This window comes from Cryobacterium mannosilyticum, assembly GCF_004402705.1.
Classification (GTDB): Bacteria; Actinomycetota; Actinomycetes; order Actinomycetales; family Microbacteriaceae; genus Cryobacterium; species Cryobacterium mannosilyticum.
This window is the reverse complement of the sequence record NZ_SOFM01000010.1, coordinates 166,049-182,065: the sequence shown is the minus strand read 5'-3', so window position 1 is coordinate 182,065 and position 16,017 is coordinate 166,049. Positions and strand designations below refer to the sequence as shown.

General features: G+C 63.5%; 16 protein-coding genes and 3 pseudogenes. 11 read left to right on the top strand and 8 right to left on the bottom strand.

The genetic code is table 11. The annotated features are described in order from the left end of the window. The first annotated feature begins 69 nt into the window (after window positions 1–69). The 9 genes and pseudogenes from E3O32_RS04765 to E3O32_RS04725 all read left to right on the top strand — a co-directional run bounded on the left by E3O32_RS04765 (window position 70) and on the right by E3O32_RS04725 (window position 8,237). On the top strand, window positions 70–945 hold the full coding sequence (locus tag E3O32_RS04765) for an alpha/beta hydrolase family protein (RefSeq protein WP_166790771.1): 876 nt from the start codon (window positions 70–72) through the stop codon (window positions 943–945). Between the two features lie 410 nt (window positions 946–1,355). Continuing rightward, on the top strand, window positions 1,356–1,838 hold the full coding sequence (locus E3O32_RS04760) for a hypothetical protein (RefSeq protein WP_134507374.1): 483 nt from the start codon (window positions 1,356–1,358) through the stop codon (window positions 1,836–1,838). Between the two features lie 336 nt (window positions 1,839–2,174). After that, the gene (locus E3O32_RS04755; RefSeq protein WP_174776484.1) at window positions 2,175–2,561 is read left to right on the top strand and encodes a hypothetical protein; all 387 of its coding nucleotides are present in this window, start codon (window positions 2,175–2,177) and stop codon (window positions 2,559–2,561) included. Beyond that, the gene (locus E3O32_RS04750) at window positions 2,558–3,826 is read left to right on the top strand and encodes an NAD(P)-binding domain-containing protein (RefSeq protein ID WP_134507373.1); all 1,269 of its coding nucleotides are present in this window, start codon (window positions 2,558–2,560) and stop codon (window positions 3,824–3,826) included. Before E3O32_RS04755 ends, E3O32_RS04750 begins: the two co-directional genes overlap by 4 nt. After that, window positions 3,820–4,044 (top strand): annotated as a pseudogene (locus E3O32_RS04745) (N-acetyltransferase family protein); the annotation flags it as partial. The gene E3O32_RS04750 and the pseudogene E3O32_RS04745, both read left to right, overlap by 7 nt. After that, the gene (locus E3O32_RS04740; protein ID WP_134507372.1) at window positions 4,041–4,649 is read left to right on the top strand and encodes a cysteine hydrolase family protein; all 609 of its coding nucleotides are present in this window, start codon (window positions 4,041–4,043) and stop codon (window positions 4,647–4,649) included. The pseudogene E3O32_RS04745 and the gene E3O32_RS04740, both read left to right, overlap by 4 nt. A gap of 93 nt (window positions 4,650–4,742) precedes the next feature. After that, entirely contained in the window at window positions 4,743–5,336 is a 594-nt protein-coding gene (locus tag E3O32_RS17870; RefSeq protein ID WP_420898092.1) for a PadR family transcriptional regulator, read from the top strand. Window positions 5,337–5,695: 359 nt separating this feature from the next. Next, window positions 5,696–7,102 carry a DJ-1/PfpI family protein gene (locus E3O32_RS04730; protein ID WP_134507370.1) on the top strand — a complete coding sequence of 469 codons (1,407 nt, stop codon included), beginning with the start codon at window positions 5,696–5,698 and terminating at the stop codon, window positions 7,100–7,102. A 325-nt stretch (window positions 7,103–7,427) separates the two neighbouring features. After that, the gene (locus E3O32_RS04725) at window positions 7,428–8,237 is read left to right on the top strand and encodes a hypothetical protein (RefSeq protein WP_134507369.1); all 810 of its coding nucleotides are present in this window, start codon (window positions 7,428–7,430) and stop codon (window positions 8,235–8,237) included. Window positions 8,238–8,332: 95 nt separating this feature from the next. On the opposite strand, the pseudogene E3O32_RS04720 reads toward E3O32_RS04725, so the two are convergent. The 7 genes and pseudogenes from E3O32_RS04720 to E3O32_RS04690 form a co-directional block, all read right to left on the bottom strand. Beyond that, window positions 8,333–8,878, bottom strand: a pseudogene (locus E3O32_RS04720) (integrase core domain-containing protein); the annotation flags it as partial. Between the two features lie 13 nt (window positions 8,879–8,891). Further along, window positions 8,892–9,169 (bottom strand): annotated as a pseudogene (locus tag E3O32_RS17540) (transposase); the annotation flags it as partial. Window positions 9,170–9,726: 557 nt separating this feature from the next. Continuing rightward, a complete protein-coding gene (locus E3O32_RS04710) occupies window positions 9,727–10,365 on the bottom strand; it encodes a response regulator (protein ID WP_134507446.1) in 639 nt (212 codons plus the stop codon). A 35-nt stretch (window positions 10,366–10,400) separates the two neighbouring features. After that, on the bottom strand, window positions 10,401–11,603 hold the full coding sequence (locus E3O32_RS04705) for a sensor histidine kinase (protein ID WP_134507367.1): 1,203 nt from the start codon (window positions 11,601–11,603) through the stop codon (window positions 10,401–10,403). Window positions 11,604–11,755: 152 nt separating this feature from the next. Continuing rightward, window positions 11,756–12,016, bottom strand: coding sequence for a hypothetical protein (locus E3O32_RS04700; protein WP_134507366.1), 261 nt, complete (start codon window positions 12,014–12,016; stop codon window positions 11,756–11,758). A 397-nt stretch (window positions 12,017–12,413) separates the two neighbouring features. Then, window positions 12,414–12,917, bottom strand: a complete 504-nt coding sequence (locus E3O32_RS04695; protein WP_134507365.1) for a hypothetical protein — start codon at window positions 12,915–12,917, stop codon at window positions 12,414–12,416. A gap of 50 nt (window positions 12,918–12,967) precedes the next feature. Further along, on the bottom strand, window positions 12,968–13,279 hold the full coding sequence (locus E3O32_RS04690) for a hypothetical protein (protein ID WP_134507364.1): 312 nt from the start codon (window positions 13,277–13,279) through the stop codon (window positions 12,968–12,970). Between the two features lie 547 nt (window positions 13,280–13,826). On the opposite strand from E3O32_RS04690, the gene E3O32_RS04685 reads away from it, so the two are divergent. Continuing rightward, a complete protein-coding gene (locus E3O32_RS04685) occupies window positions 13,827–14,066 on the top strand; it encodes a hypothetical protein (RefSeq protein WP_134507363.1) in 240 nt (79 codons plus the stop codon). A 165-nt stretch (window positions 14,067–14,231) separates the two neighbouring features. On the opposite strand, the gene E3O32_RS04680 is transcribed toward E3O32_RS04685, so the two are convergent. Beyond that, a complete protein-coding gene (locus tag E3O32_RS04680; RefSeq protein ID WP_134507362.1) occupies window positions 14,232–15,164 on the bottom strand; it encodes a GlxA family transcriptional regulator in 933 nt (310 codons plus the stop codon). Between the two features lie 93 nt (window positions 15,165–15,257). Between E3O32_RS04680 and E3O32_RS04675 the strand changes: the two genes are divergently transcribed. After that, a complete protein-coding gene (locus E3O32_RS04675) occupies window positions 15,258–15,866 on the top strand; it encodes a DJ-1/PfpI family protein (protein WP_134507361.1) in 609 nt (202 codons plus the stop codon). Window positions 15,867–16,017 lie beyond the last annotated feature (151 nt).

Genomic DNA, 16,017 nt, shown 5'->3' with positions numbered 1-16,017 from the left:
TAGTAGTACGATCATCCGTATTGTTACATGTACGGTCGTCCGTATTGTTCTTCTGGTGAGGAGACCAGCATGCCTAGTGTCATCCGAATGGCTTTTTCCGCTGCTGAAACTCTCTCCCCGCGCCTGGCTGGTCGACTCGCCCTTATCCTCTTCAGGCGTGTGGGCAGCCGTCTGCCCGTGCGCCCGGACGAACGTGCAACCCACGACAGCGCTCGCGTGGGAACCATCACCGTGAACAACAAAAACGTCGTCACCTACCAGTGGGGAACCGGCGCCCGCCCGGTGCTGCTCGTGCACGGTTGGCGCGGCCGGGCCGTCCAGTTTGCCCGCCTCATCCGTGAGCTACGCGCCGAAGGCTACACCGTCGTTTCTTTCGATGCGCCCGCCAACGGAAGTTCCGACGGACGCTACACCGACGTGCGCGAGTACGTCGACGCAATGGTCCAGCTGCAGCGCCTGCACGGATCCTTTGAAGCCGTCGTCGCCCACTCGTTCGGTGTGCTCGGCGCAATCTCCGCCGTGGCCAATGGCCTGGACACGAACCGTGTAGTTGGAATTTCGGGGGTTGCCGAACCCGGATACCTGCTCAGTTACTTCGGGCAGTCTCTTGGCCTGGGGCCGGCCGCGACGGCTGAGTTGGGCGCAGCGTTCGTGCGCCGGGTCTTCGAGAACGAACCCGATGCACTTTCACGCTTCTCCGGGGTCCAGAACCCACTTCCGGCATCGGTCGCTCTGCTGCTGTTTCATGATCGAGTGGACCCGGTCGTCGACATCGAGCAGTCGGAACAACTTCACGCCGCCCACGGTGAGCGCTCGCACCTGGTCGCCACCGAGGGGCTCGGGCATCGGCGAATCCTATCGGCGGACCTCACTCTCGACGCCGTCCTCGAGTTCATCGCCGCGCCTCTTCCCGTCGCCCAGGGGAGATCCGTGGAAAGGCGCTGAGCCCTCTAAACGGGCGTCCGGACGCGGGATCCAGGCCGGCGCCTTCAGCGGCAGAGGCCACTTCCTGACGGCTGACCGCGACTCGCGCCTGACCGTCGATTCATCTGGGGGCCGACAGGCGGCCCCGGAGCGGTCTGAATGCGCCGTCACGTGCGTCGAACACCACCCCAACGTACGCAGCAACATGATTTCTCGATCGCGTGGTATACCGCGGTGCCGGTTGGATGTGCTGGGGAACGTCCCGAAGGCTGATGTACCCGTTGGCGGCATTCCGTAGCGTGAGAGCAACCCGGGCGCATGGAGCGACGGCCCTTCACCCCTTGAATGAATCGAGACGCATGTTTTCACGATTAGGAGCCATCTTCACGCCGCCCTCTCTGCGGAATCCCGGTCCAGGGGCAGGTGACACTATGACGTCGCATATGCCGTATTTTCGCGTCCGTTCGCGTGATTCCTCGATGGAGATCGGTCAGGCTGGCCTGCAGCGCCGATCAGCACTCTTCCACCTCGTCGGGCATTTCGCCGTAATGGTCGTGTTGATGTACGCAGGAATGTTCGCCTTGGACCCACTCTACGATCTTCTGGCGGGGTTCGCCGGAGTAAGCGATCCGTGGAGCCGGCTGCCCGTCCTGTCGAACTTCGCCATGGCGCTCAACATGACCATACCGATGACCCTCTACATGATCTGTAAACGTCACAGTTGGGGAGCCATCGCAGAAATGTCGGCAGCGATGTTTCTTCCTGCGGTCCTTACTAGTGGTCCCTTCCTGGTGGGGAGCATGACCGCCGGGACGATGATGACTCTCAGTCATGCAGCAATGATTCCGTTGATGGGGTTGGCCGCGATTCTCCGCTTCACAATCATGCGCTCCGGCGCCCGACGCGTGAAATGAGAAACAATCGCCGGGCATATCTGTTAGATATGTCAGTACAATATATCTGACAGATAGAAAGCGATGTGCTTTGAAACCTACAGTGACGAGGTCATTCTCACCCTTTGCCCGGGGCTCCTTCGTTGTCGGCACCGCATTCCTGACGGGTTTCGTCTTGTTTCGACGGGCCGTGCGGGCGCTCGGCGCGTGCAGGAGCGGTGCCGCAGAGGGGGGAGCGACCGAGCAGCCTGAATTGGAGCTGCGCCGGCAGCGTTTTCGCAGCCATGCGTCCCGAAAGAGATTCTCCCTCAGCCGGGGGAGTGCTCGCTGTGTGCCGGATAAGAGGATGGACACGTAATGCCGTTGGATCAGTTTCTTGCAATACTTGCCTGCGCAGTTCTGGCCGGCCTGACAATTCTCCAAGGTGCGCTCATTGCCGGAGCACCGCTGGGGAGGATGGCCTGGGGCGGACAGCATCGCGTCCTCCCTGCCAAGCTGAGAGCCGGGAGCGCCCTGTCCATAGGCATATATGTCCTCTTCGCCTATGCGGCCCTGGCCAAGGCAAGCCTTGTCCCGCCGGTGGTCAACGAATCCTTCACGGCAATCACGATGTGGGTGATGACGGCATACTTCGTGCTCGGCGTTGTCATGAACGGAATCTCCCGCAGCAAACTTGAACGCCTCATCATGACCCCGACCACGCTGGCCCTCGCAACGATCTATCTAGTTCTTGCTGCCCAATGAGCCTGCATCAGCGCAGCCCGGAATCCCTGCCGGTCGCGATCATCGGCGCGGGCCCGGTCGGGCTCGCTGCTGCCGCCAACCTCGTCGAGCGCGGAATCGAATTCGTGATCTACGAGTCGGGCGACGAGATCGCCTCCAGCATTCGGCAGTGGGGGCACACTCGGTTGTTCTCGCCGTGGAAGCACGTCGTTGACCCCGCGTCGCGCCGACTGCTCGAAGCAACTGGGTGGCAGTTGCCGGCCCCCGAGGGTCTCCCGACGGGTGCCGAACTCGTGGAGAACTATCTGGAGCCGCTGGCGGCGCTCGACTCACTCGCCCACCGCATCCGGACCGGCGTCATGGTTGAGGCGGTGACTCGGCGGGGCATGGACCGCACGCGCACTGCACTTCGTGCGTCGACGCCGTTCCTGCTCCGTGCGCGAACCGTTGAGGGCGTCGAGGAGTTCACTGCGCGCGCCGTGATCGACACGTCCGGCACCTACGCGTATCCAAACAGCCTCGCCTCGTCGGGACTGGATCCACTCGGACTCGCCGACGTTACTGACCGGGTCAGCCACGCCCTGCCCGACGTGCTCGGCCGGGACCGCGAGCGGTTCGCCGGCCGGCACACGACGGTGGTCGGCGCAGGTCACTCCGCCGCGAACACGCTGCTGGCGTTGGCGGAGCTCACCGAGCAGGAACCGAAAACCCGCATCACGTGGTTGATCCGGAATGCAAGCGCTGTCCGAGTTACGACTTCCGACGACGACGGACTCGCTGCGCGGGCGTCGATCGGGCGTCGTGTCGACGCGCTCGTCACCGCCGGGCGCATCGCCGTCGTCGACCGATTCGAGATTGTGCGCTTAGGCCGCACCGACGACGGAGTCCGCGTCTATGGCTCTCGCGCTGGCGAATTGGTCGAGCACGACACCGACCTCGTGGTCAGCGCCACCGGATTGCGGCCGAACCTTGCCATGCTTCGGGAGATCCGCCTCGAACTAGACGAAATCATTGAAGCGCCCAAGCGCCTCGCGCCGCTCATTGACCCGAATGTGCACACCTGCGGGACGGTAGAGCCGCATGGCTTCGCCGAGCTCACCCACCCGGAGCCCGGTTTCTTCCTGGCAGGAATGAAGAGCTATGGCCGCGCGCCCACCTTCCTGCTCGCCACCGGATACGAACAGGTACGCTCCATCACTGCATGGATCGCCGGCGACATCACGGCAGCGAGCAACGTCGAACTCAAGCTGCCTGCGACGGCTGTGTGCTCCACAGTCTGCTCCTGAAGAGCTTCATCACCGCCGCCGAGGAGAATGGGCACTGGACGATCCAGTCCTCGGTCTTCCCGGAGAACACGGCCAGCCTGCGCCTGCACGAGGGCGCCGGATTCCGGGTTATCGGCCGACGTGAACGAATCGCACTCATGTCGTACGGACCTGCTGATGGCACGTGGCGCGATACCATCCTCATTGAACGACGCACCTCACTGAACGGAACACCATGACTGATAACCCGTCCTTGCCTCGAGCCCTTGATCCGCGCGCCGCTCTTGTGCTTGTCGACGTCCAACAAGCCTTCGATGAGACCGCCTACTGGGGTCCGCGAGATAATCCGTCGTGCGAGGCGAACATCGAGGCTCTGTTGACGCGCTGGCGGGAAACCGGTCGACCCGTCATCTTCGTCCGCCATGACTCCACCGCGCCTTCCTCACCTCTCCACCCGGACAACCCCGGAAACGCGTTCAAGGACATCATCACGGGCACCCCGGATCTCCTGGTCACCAAAAGCGTCAATTCCAGCTTCCATGGCACTCCTGACCTGCACGCCTGGCTGCAGGAGAACGCCATCGAGGAACTGGTCGTCTGTGGGATCACGACCAACCACTGCTGCGAGACCACAGCGCGAGTGGGGGGCAACCTCGGTTACCGGGTGTACTTCCCCCTGGACGCCACCCATACCTTTGACCGCATCGCTCAGGACGGTGAGAACGTCGCGGCAGCTGTCCTGTCTCGGATGACCGGGGTAAACCTAGACGGGGAATTCGCCACGGTCGTTACCACCGCCGATCTGCTCGAACAGGTACCACGGCTCCGCCCGTCCGCCGGATAGCCAGTGCGCCCCGGAGGCCGGGCCTGAAGGTGCGGTGCCGGTGATTTTGACACCGAGGCTGAGCCTGACTACGGTGATGTATCTATCAGATATATGAGGGGATCACTAGTGCCGCGTTCCGATCAGTCCCAGACAGCGATACTTGGAGCGCTCAGCATTATGCCGATGACCGGATATGCGTTGCGGGAGGAGATTCGGGATACGTTGGGTCACTTCTGGAGCGAGAGTTTCGGTCAGATATACCCCGTCCTGGCCGAGCTGGAGCGAAAGGGTTTAGTTGAACGGCAAGAGGCTACCGATTCCCGCTCTAGCAAGTTTGGGATTACCGACGCTGGAGTTACTCGACTCCGAGAGCTTCTTGCTGAGCCCCCACAGGCACCAAACCCACGAAATGGGCTCATGCTTCGGTTGTTCTTCGGCAGCCAGCTCGGTCCTGAAGCGTGTAGGGAGCTCGTGCTGCAGGCGCGGGAGCAAGCGGAGGCCGCTCTCGCGCGCATGGAGGCAGCTCGCACGGAAGTGGCCGAAAATGGAGGGCTTGCCCAGGCCGCTCCCTATATCCTCCTTACTGTCTCGGCGGGTGAGCACTCCGCGCGTGCCGCGATTGCCTGGGCGGATGAGGCGCTTGCTGACCTTGCGAAGCTTGAGGCTACATCGTCCCAACCCGCGCGTGGACGCGGCCGGCCGTGAACCTGCAGGACCCTATCGGCGGATGTCGAACGTGAGTCACACGGCGATTGGAACGCCAGCATTGTCCGATTAGACGGGTTCGATTCGAACCACGTGTTTAAACGGCTACTCCCCGCGATTGCGCGCGTCACCTGATGAGTCCGCCCCTCACCCACCGCACGCCGTCCGGCGGCGGCAATCAGCTCTTGCACCGCACCGGCTGGAGGATTCGGGTTCTGAAGAAAAGCCCGGTGTCGTACCCAGGGACCATAACGGGGCGCTAACTCCACCCGTGAGGAGGACTCACTGGAAATGGCCGTTCCGTAGCTTGATATTACGTTCGCGGCTACGCCAGGAGCGGCCCCTTCCCCCTCATCACCTTGGAGTACTTGATGCCATTTTCTCTTCGCCGCACGCTTCGCGTCACCGGCGCGATCGGCTTGTCAGCCGTCACGATCGCCACCATTGCAGTCGGCGGGGCGCTGGTCACAACCAGCCAGGCCGCCGCTACCACACCAGTGGATCCGGGCCTGGTGTGGCCCACCCCGAGCGCCTATAACTCTGCCGGGCCGATCGTTGTTGCAATCGCCCTGGGCGCTACTCCCACGGTCGCAAGCGACTTCCTGGCACCGTACGAGGTTTTCGCCAGCTCGCCACAGTTCTCGGTGTACGCGGTCGCGGCTAGCGCCTCGCCCGCTCAGCTGGAGGGTGGACCGGCCGTGCTACCAGTGCACACGTTCGACCAGGTCGAATCAGGCGAGGCTCCCCGCCCGGACGTCGTTGTGGTTCCGGCAGTCCAAGAGCCCACCGGAACAAAAGAATCCGCGCTGCGCACCTTCATCACGGACCAATCTGATCGCGGGGCTCGGATCCTCGGAATTTGCAGCGGCGCGTTGGTATTAGCCGAAACCGGCATCCTTGACGGCCTGCACGCAACCTCCCACTGGTCCAGGATCAGCGCACTCGAGGAGAGCCGACCGCAGGTTGACTGGGTGCGTGGAAAACGATACGTGCAAGACGGTTCAGTAACCACCACTGCAGGTGTGACGTCGGGCATCCCCGGTGCCCTGAAGGTCATGGCTGACCTGGCCGGACCCGCGGAAGCCGAACGAGTGGGACAGGCGCTGAACTATCCGGGGTGGTCCCTGGAAGGCCCAGCCGACATCCCGACCCAACACTTTACCGTCGCCGACGCACCGGTAGCACTGAACGCGATTCTGCCGTGGCTGCGACCAACGCTGGGCGTCGGGCTCAGCGACGGTGACAGCGAAATCGACATTGCCGGCCTGTTCGAGGTCTACAACGTCTCGTTCGCGGCGCGAGCCGTCGCGGTGTCAGCGGGAGATACAATCACTACCCGCCATGGACTTGTCCTCTCCACCAGAGCGCTCGGCACGGGACCCACCATCGACCGGCTGATCATTCCCGGCACCACGCCGGCAGATGAGGTGGATCCAGCGATGATCGACTGGGCCGCCGAACACACCGTGCCTATCGATACCATCAACCGGTCCGCCGGCGAGAACGGGTTCGACGCTGCACTTCGCTATATTGCTCACGACACTGACCAGGCGACAGCGGAAAGCGCCGCGAAGATGATCGACTACCCGACCAAGCACCTGGCCCTGAGCCCCGAGGGCACCTCCTGGCGTGCGCCGCTCCTGCTGCTCACCAGCGTCCTCCTGGCCATTGCGGTTGGTTTCCTTCCCGCAGCCATTCGCCTCGCCATCCGTCGGCGACGGATCGGGACCTCGCGCCTCGCAGAGTCAGTAGAGTCCAGTTCATGAACACCGTTCCGAGATCCGCTCCTCAGGAACATCCGCCTGTCGGAGCGACCAGGCGGGCCTATCACGCAGCCTCGCTCCTCGCACGTCCCGCGAGGACAGGCATATCACGGCTGGTCCGTGAGCAGGTGTACTCGCTACTCAAGCGATCAGGTGTTCCCGAGGTTTGTGTGTGCGATGTCGAACGTCTCGTAACAATGCCCGCGCTCGACAAGGCGGCCAGTCATGCATCCGGACGGTTCCCTGTGCCGAGCAGGGACACCGAGGAGAGCGCAACCCGATTCGTCGTCGCCGCGCTCAACGCGTCCATCGCCAATGGTCGGCCGCGATGAAGGCCGAATCGGGCGACCATGTCTCGTCCGGTATTATTGCGACGCGGTTGCGGTTCCCGGCGCTAGTAGTGCTACCAGTGGCGGTGCTCGCCGCGATCACTCCGGCCGTCATACACGAATTCATCGGACACGGATCGATGTGCCTCGCCGTGGGAGGACACCCGACCGTCGTCTCGACGTCCATGTTTTGGTGCACGGTCCCCACGCCCGTCGTCGCAGCAGGCGGCCCGGCCGCCAACCTCCTCGTGGGCCTCATATGTCTCATGCTCAGACTTCGACTGCGCACGCCCGCACCCGCGCTGCAGTTGTACCTCGCGCTGGTGACCGCGTTCGCATGGTTCTGGGAAGGAGGTTACGCAATCCAAGCGATGCTCCTTCGCCGCGGAGACCTCTATGATCTCCTGGCACACACCCTCGGACCCCCCGGAATCGGTATGAGCATACTTATCGCACTCGCTGGTGCCACCCTCTACATCATCAATGCAGCGGTCACGCGCGCCGCCCTACTTTCGATCGCGGGCCATGCCACGCTCGCCAGCCAGGTCTCTCGATCTTCCTGGCTAGCCGGCACACTTGCGGTAACGATCGCCGCTTCGATCTCTCCACTCGGCCCGACAAATCTCCTCGACACGGTATTGGCGATCGGGCTCGCCGGACTTCCACTCCTGGTGTTTCTGCCGCATCGCGGAACATCGCCGGTCACCGGAACCCCATTCACCAGCAACGCGATGCTACCTGTCCTAACGGCCGTGATATGGGTGCTCTTCACCGCCACACTGGGACACGGGATCACGTGGGACAACTGATGATCTCGGCACCCAGGGACATCACGGGGCAAGACCATCAACTTGCCTGCCGTCACCCGGCGGAACAGTTCGAGTCAATACGGATACCCAACGGACTAGTTGTTGTTCCTACTGACGTTGTGAACGCGGTCGATGGGTGATTTGCCGCCGAAGCCGGTATGGGGTCTGTGGTGATTGTAGCTATGGATATCCAGTCCTGGTAGGTGTTGGCTCGAGCCTGGTCTGAGCTGTAGTGCCGGGCGTAGGCCCACTCGGCGGCGAGGGTGCGGTGGAAGCGCTCGATCTTGCCGTTGGTCTGCGGCCGGTAGGGCCGGGTGAATTTGTGCCTGATGTCGCCGAGGGTGTCGTTGAAGAACCGGGATCGGTAGCAGGCCCCCGTTGTCGGACATCACGCGCAGCACGGTGATGCCGTGGGAGGCGTAGAACGCGTTGGCGCGCTGCCAGGACCCGGCGGCGGTTTCCTTCGTCTCGTTGGTCAGGATCTCGGAGTAGACCAGCCTGGAGTGGTCGTCGATCGCGGAGTGCAGGAAGGAATGGCCGACCCCGGCGCGCCTGTTTCGCTTGCCGGCCTGCCGGCCGAGGGTGCGGTGGCCGCCGCCGTCGGGGATGCGGCCGAGTTTCTTCACGTCCACGTGTAGTAAGCGCGGGCCAGCCGGGGTCGGTCTGCACTATCCAGGCCAGCTTCGCTTGCTGTTTCTCGGTCAGGTTCTCCGGGTTCTTCCTGAGCGCGTAGCGGCAGTTCTTGATGCCGGCAGCTCGAGCACTATCCGGTCGGGCCGGAGCGTCGGCGGCGGGCCGGCCGCGGGTACGGCGGGCCGGCAGCGCGTGCAGCGGGCATCGTGTTGCCGGGCCGCTTTGCGGGCATCGTTCCACGCGGTCCGGCGGACCTCGTCGAGGGCGTCGGTGGCCCATTTCGCGACGTGAAACGGATCAGTGTCAACGACGGTTGAAAAGTAGGCCGAGATCGACGGGCGAAAACTAGTCCAGTGTTGTGTGTGACTATTCTGGGGGCCCGTGGACTTCCAGATGTAGGGTCCGGACACATCCAATCGTGGTCGAGTGGACTGGTTTTCAACCGTCGATTCTGGCTGGGTATTCAACCGTCGTTGACGATCAGCGCAGCGGATGGCCTTGGGGGGCTTTCTCCGCGACGACACTTGCGATCCAGGCCGCACCGTCCGCGGAAAAATACGTGATCTGCGCCGACAGTTACGTCAGGAGAGCCATATCGTCGATTGATTGTGTCGCAGCGAATGCCGGAGACGATCTCCTCCATGTCAGACGTGAAACGGCTCCGGATGTAGCTCCGCTGCAAAGCGTCTTTTAAGCGGTATCACCATGCCCAGGACGCCGGGATTCTAGGCACGACCGGGTGATCAGGGCTGAACCAGCGCTGCCGAGTCTGGAGCGGCCAGCTGAATGAACCGGGAGGGTGCGGCTTCCTCGGTCAACGCTCCCAGCGCCAGGGCCTTCTCTATGACGGTCGGTGTTAGGTGAGGCCGTGTTCGTAGGCGAAGATCACAGCATGAACGCGGTCGCGCAGGCCCAACTTCATGAGTACCCGACCGACGTGGGTCTTCACGGTGGATTCCGAGACGAATAGCTGCTCGCCAATCTCGGTGTTCGACATTCCGCGCGCGATCAGAAACAGGATGTCCCGTTCCCGTGGCGTGAGCGCCGCGACTGCCTGGTCGCCGCCGTCCGGATCATCCGCGGGTAGTCGCTGGCCAAACAAGTCCAGCATTCGGCGACTGACCCGGGATGACAGCGCCGCCTCACCAGCCGCGACGGCACGAATGGCCGCGAGCAGTTCGGCGGGTTCGACATCTTTGAGCAGAAATCCGCTCGCCCCCGCCCGGAGAGCCTTGAACGCATACTCGTCGAGGTCGAAGGTCGTCAGGACGATGACGTGCACGGTCGGCTGGTCCTCGACGATCCGTCGAGTTGCCTCGATCCCATCAAGTCGTGGCATGCGCACGTCCATGAGGACAACGTCGGGTACGAGTGCGTTCGCCAGTTCCATCGCGGCGGCTCCGTCCGCGGCTTCGCCGACCACATCGACCCCGTCCGCCGCGTCGAGGACCATTCGAAACCCGATTCGAACGAGCGTCTGGTCGTCGACCAGCATCACCCGGATGGGCGCCGCCGCCTCGCCTGTCCCGCTCACGCCGCCACTTGGGGGATGAGTTGGGCATGCATTGCCCAGCCACCGCCGTCACGTGGTCCAGTGGTCACCCTCCCGCTGTAGAGCGCGACGCGCTCACCAATGCCGACAAGACCACGACCCAGATCATCGCCGGCAGTCTCATCCGCGGTTCCATCGTCATCGACGATCACCGTCACCAGGTCTGGGGCGAACGTGATCGTGACCGCTACCCGTGTTGCGCCGCGCGCGTACTTGAGCGCATTGGTCAACGACTCCTGCACGATGCGGTACACGGTCAGCTGCATGACTGCATCCGGTGGAGCGTCGCCGGTGGAGCGCATGTTCACGGGCAACCCGGTGGCACGGAAACGTTCGAGCAGTGCGGGCAAGTCCTCGATTCCAGGGGTTGAAGTCGCTCCGTCTGCGGGTCTGCCGTCGGGGGCGTCTCGCAAGACACCCAGCATCCGCCTCATGTCACCCAGCGCACCACGCCCGGTCCGCGCCACCTCGCGCATCCCCTCAACGGCACGATCCGGTTCCTTGGTCGCAATTTCGGCCGATCCATGAGCAAGTGAGATCATGACCGAGAGGCTGTGCGACACGATGTCGTGCATCTCGCGAGCGATCGAGGTGCGCTCGGCGGCGGCGGCGGCGGCCACATCCTGTTCGCGCTCGCGGGCCAGCTGGGCGAGTTGCACGGCGGCGAAATGGCGGCTGCTCCTGACGCTGAGGCCGACCAGTACGGCGACAACGAGCACCACGATTGCCTGCACCGATTCGCCGACGCTCGCCACCGACTGGGGCAGCAGGGCTCCCTCGACGACCAGCAGGACGCCGACGACCCCCCAACCGATGACTGCGCCGCGCACGCTGCGGTAGACCGTAACCGCATATAGCGCGCAACCGACCGCGATGACGGCGATACTACCCGGAGTCCAAAACGTGGCCAACATCACTGCCGTCGTCAGCACGAAGACGAGCACGGGTGCCCTGCGGCGAAAGAGCAGCGCCAGCCCTGAAGCCGCAACTGCACATGAAGTGATGGCGAATTGGATTGCGTCGTGATCGCCAAACGCAACTGCCAGGACCACCGCGAACGCGGGCAGCGCATACGCGAGGGCAACGAGAAGATCGGTCACGCCGGGCCGGGATGCGAGCCAGCCCGTAGACGGCGGACGCGGCGCGGCCGATCGTTCCGGCTCAGTTCTCGACCCGCTCATGTTCTGAACTCTATCGCCAGAGACCAGAAGCCCGCCCGAACACGCGACCGCGATGCGACGCTGTTCCGGCGGGCTGGCAGTAGCAAAATCTGGGCTACTTGCTGCCTCACTCGCTTCACTCGCTTCACTCGCCTCATCATGGTCGGAATTAGTCAAACCCCCACCGAGAATAGGAGGCTCAGGAAGAGCGGGATCGGCGCTCGCCACGCGAGGCCGCCGGCCGCCAACTCAAGACCCGCGGTCGGGTAGTCGATCATATTTGCGGCGGCGATCGCGGTGCCACGATTCGTGTGCGCGGTGAGGTCCTCCAGAGCGCCGTCGAAGCCCGTCGAGCCGGTCGGGCCGTGCAGCGCGTCTGCCGGGATGTTGCGGGCTGTCGCCCATTCTGCCAGCTGCGGGTCGATCGAATTCACGCTTGTTGCGCCGGGAACGATGACCCGGCTCAGGGCCGGCTAACCCCACTCCAGGTCCGCTGTGATCAGGCCCGGCACTACACGGTTCTCCTGCTCCAACAACCGCAACCTCACAGACTCGACGCTCGTCACGCCTGCGGACACACCCTCATGAATGGCGGCCTGATCGGCCCACGCCCGCACCATCCCGTGCTCAGTCCCCAACTTCACCTGCGATGTCCGCGTCATTCGGACCGCGCCGGCTCTCTCCTCCGGCGTATACCGACACGTCGTCGGCTTGCGCACTGCTTGCTCTCCCGGCAAGTCCCCATCCCCGTTTCCGAGGTCAGGAGACCCAAATGTACTCAGGGCGCTTCGCCGAATAGATCCTGCTTGCGAGCGACTCCCGTGTCCACGCTCATCGAGGTTGCTCACCGGTTGCGCCGAGGTCGGCACTCGACGCCCCTGCTTCCATGGTGGGTGCTTCGGTCAACCTCAACCGTTCTGCGGGGCCACGGGTTCGGTGAGTGAGCGGCATCGCGAGGGCCATGGCCGGGAGCATCAGCAGGTGGCCTCCGGCCGCGAGTACGTCGCCGGAGATTGTGCCGACCCAGAATAGCGGGGCGAGGATGAGGAAGGGGAGGTACATGACGGCGGACATGACGACGATGCCGCGCCAGGCGTGGCGGCGTGCGACCATCCACGCTGACATGCCGATGACCATCTCGCTGGCCATGATGATCGCCTCGACGTCGGCCCGCAGGACGGGACCGGGTGCGACAAGATCTCGGATCAAACCGAGTATGACCATTCCCGCGAGCATCGCCGCAACCATGCCGAGGTACTCGAGAAGGCTTCGGAGGTGGCGCCGGGCGTGGTGAGAAGTCTCGTGTCCTGTGGCTGTGTTCGGTTGGCTGGCCATGGCTGGCCTCCTTCTTGGTTTGGGTGGGATTGGGGCGAAGTGGTCGGGTTTCATGTGCGGCGCAGGATCCGGTGGGCCACGAGTTGGAGCGAGTCGGCGGTGGCGAGGAGCACCGGCGATCGCCACTGCTGGTACATGGGCGGTTGGTCACCGTTCACCATGTCGAGCGGGCACGTGCGAACCTTGCTGACGGAATCGACCGAGGAGGGGCTGACCGTGGGTCCCAGTTGCTCGAACGCGGCGTCGAAGCCGCCCATCTCGCTCTGGCTGGTGGTTTCCCCGGCCTCCCGGACAGCCAGGAAACGATCCACCTGGTTGACGTCGAGGGCGACGCGACCTACGCGTCGAAGGCGGTGATGCATGAAAGTCTCCGGTTCATCTGGTTACGCCAGCGACCTCGAATTGAGAGCACATGCGTAAATCTGTATCCAAATTACGAACCGGGGCGGCTTTCGTCGTCGGACTACCTGACATTCCTCAGAGCGGGAAAGTAGCACCCCGGTACTAGGCGCGCATCGGGGCAATCAAGCCGCCACTGGCTTCGAGCCAATCGTCCAGGCGGTCGACCTCATCATGACGACTGCGAGCGCCCGATAGGTGGCTGCACGGTTGGACTCGGTACTCACCGGCCTCGCTCGCTGTGAAGTGACCCACCTGGCCTGGTTAATCGGCTGGTCTCAGCCCCGCCGCCAGCCGCAGTTGCCACTCCTACTGGCCGTATCGAACCACGACGCGTGGACCGGCCGGAAGGAACGCGCCCTGCTCCTGGTCCCGAGCCGAATCGGGCCACGCGTTCCAGAAGTCACCGCCCAGCGACGCGTCGACGATCGATTTGGCACTGCCGTACCGATCGCTCTAGCCGTACTAACTGGCAATCTAGCCGCCAGTAGTTACGAGCCAATCGTCCGGATGGTCGGCCTCATCACGACGACCGCCGGGATGAGCATCTGTTTGGCCGTGACCCCGTTGGGAGACACCTCACAAGGGAGAATGTTCATCATGGCAAGATCACGTCCGGAGTTCACTCCTGACTACAAAGACGAGGCTGTGAAGCTGGTCGTCACCACCGGCTTGGCCGCCACGACCGTGGCCCGCGAGCTCCGAGACAACAGGGCGTTCTTGGATATAGCGTCCATCTTTTTCGCCTAGGAAGCATCGGATACGAACGTCAAGCGTTCGAGTTGAAGCTGGCGGAGAAGACCAACTTCACAATCACCCGCATGGTCGGCTTCCGGATTGCTGTTGGTCTAGCTGCCTCGCTGACGTCTATTCCAGAAAGAAGCTTTCGACTCCGAGCGGATGGGTGCCGGTGCCCTACGTCCCGCGGTGAATGCGTCGGTAATTTGTGGGAGTTGTCGCGAGATCGCCCGCGAAGTGAAATCGCAGGTTGCTGGATGTCCCGAGCCCGCAACGCTGCGCGATCGCCTCCACGGTCAGATCGGTGACCTCGAGCAGTCGCCGTGCCTCGTCGACGCGCCGGGACGTGAGCCATCGTAAGGGGGTTGTGCCCGTCTCGGCCAGGAACCGGCGGGCAAAGGTGCGCGGAGACCAGCGCGCGTGTTTGGCCATGTCGGCGACCGATATGGGCTCTGCGAGGTGATCGACCGCCCACGCACAGGTGGCAGCGAGCCCTTCAGAGTGGGCGACGACAGGGCGCTCAATGAATTGCGCTTGGCCGCCGTCGCGGTGAGGGGCCACGACCATGCGCCGAGCAATCCCGGTTGCGGCGTCGGTGCCGAAATCTTGTCGGACAAGGTGCAGGCACAGGTCGATGCCGGCGGCGACTCCGGCGCTTGTGCTGATACCGCCGTCAACGACGTAGAGCACGTCGGGGTCGACGCTGATGCGCGGATAGCGGGAGGAGAGTTCGGCGGCGTCTCGCCAATGAGTTGTCGCCCGTTTGCCGTCCAGAAGCCCGGCGGCCGCCAACGCGAAAGCGCCGGTGCACACGGAAACCATGCGAATGCCGCGGTGAGACGCTTCACGCAGCGCGTCGAGTACGGCGGCCGACGGGTCTCCAAGGGGGACGAATCCTGGAACGATGACAGTGTCCGCATCCAGTAGCGAGTCCAGGCCACGCGTCGCCTCAATGGCGAATCCGGATGTCGTCGGGATCAGTCCCGGAATCTCCGCGCAGACCGAGAAAGTATAGCGTTCGCGCTCGTCACTGTGACCAAAGACCTGCGCCGGTATTGCGAGGTCGAAGGCAACCACGTCGGGGAGAGCCAGAGCCACAATGCGATGCATGCAGTCAGTGTCGCACGATTCAGGCAGAATTCTTTCGATCTGCGGCATTCCTGCCACTTTCGTCTGTCCAACGGCCCTGCCATCGTGTGTCTCATGACAACTACTACGGCCGGAGAGGCCCGACACATTGGCATCTTCCTCTTCGACGACGTCGAAGAACTCGACGCCGTGGGGCCTTGGGAAGTCTTGGCAAATTGGACCCTCAGATTTCCGGACGACGGATACGAGGTCTCCTGCGTCTCCCGTGACGGGCGTTCGGTTCGGGCATCGAAGGGGCTCGTTCTCGGTGCACACCACTCTTTTGCGGACGCGCCAAGCTTTGACATCTTGCTGCACCCGGGTGGGCAGGGAACTCGCACGCTGATGAGGGACGACGCGCATCTGGATTGGGTACGCGCTCAGCGTGCGACGACCCCGCTCATGACGAGCGTGTGCACCGGGAGCCTCGTGTACGCCGCTGCCGGTATTCTCCGGGCAAGGCCGGCGACGACGCATTGGGAGAGTTTGGGTCTGCTCGCAGAGCTCGATCCCACGATCGTGACCAGGTACGACCGTTTCGTCGACGATGGTGACGTGATTACGAGCGCCGGGGTCAGCGCGGGCATAGACATGGCACTTCACCTCGTCGAACGCCTCGCCGGTGTCGACCGCGCCCTCAACGTACGGCGGGATCTTCAGTACGACCCCCAGCCGCCGGTCTGAGCTCATTCCCGGCATGGCACGGCGAAAATTGGGCGCTCGTCCTGGCGCCGCGCGTCATGCAACCGTCGGATTCGCCCCCTTTCCTGCACTGATTCCGAGTCCATTCGCAGCCGCAAGGCCAATACACGCCAGGAGACGCCATGCCATTTCC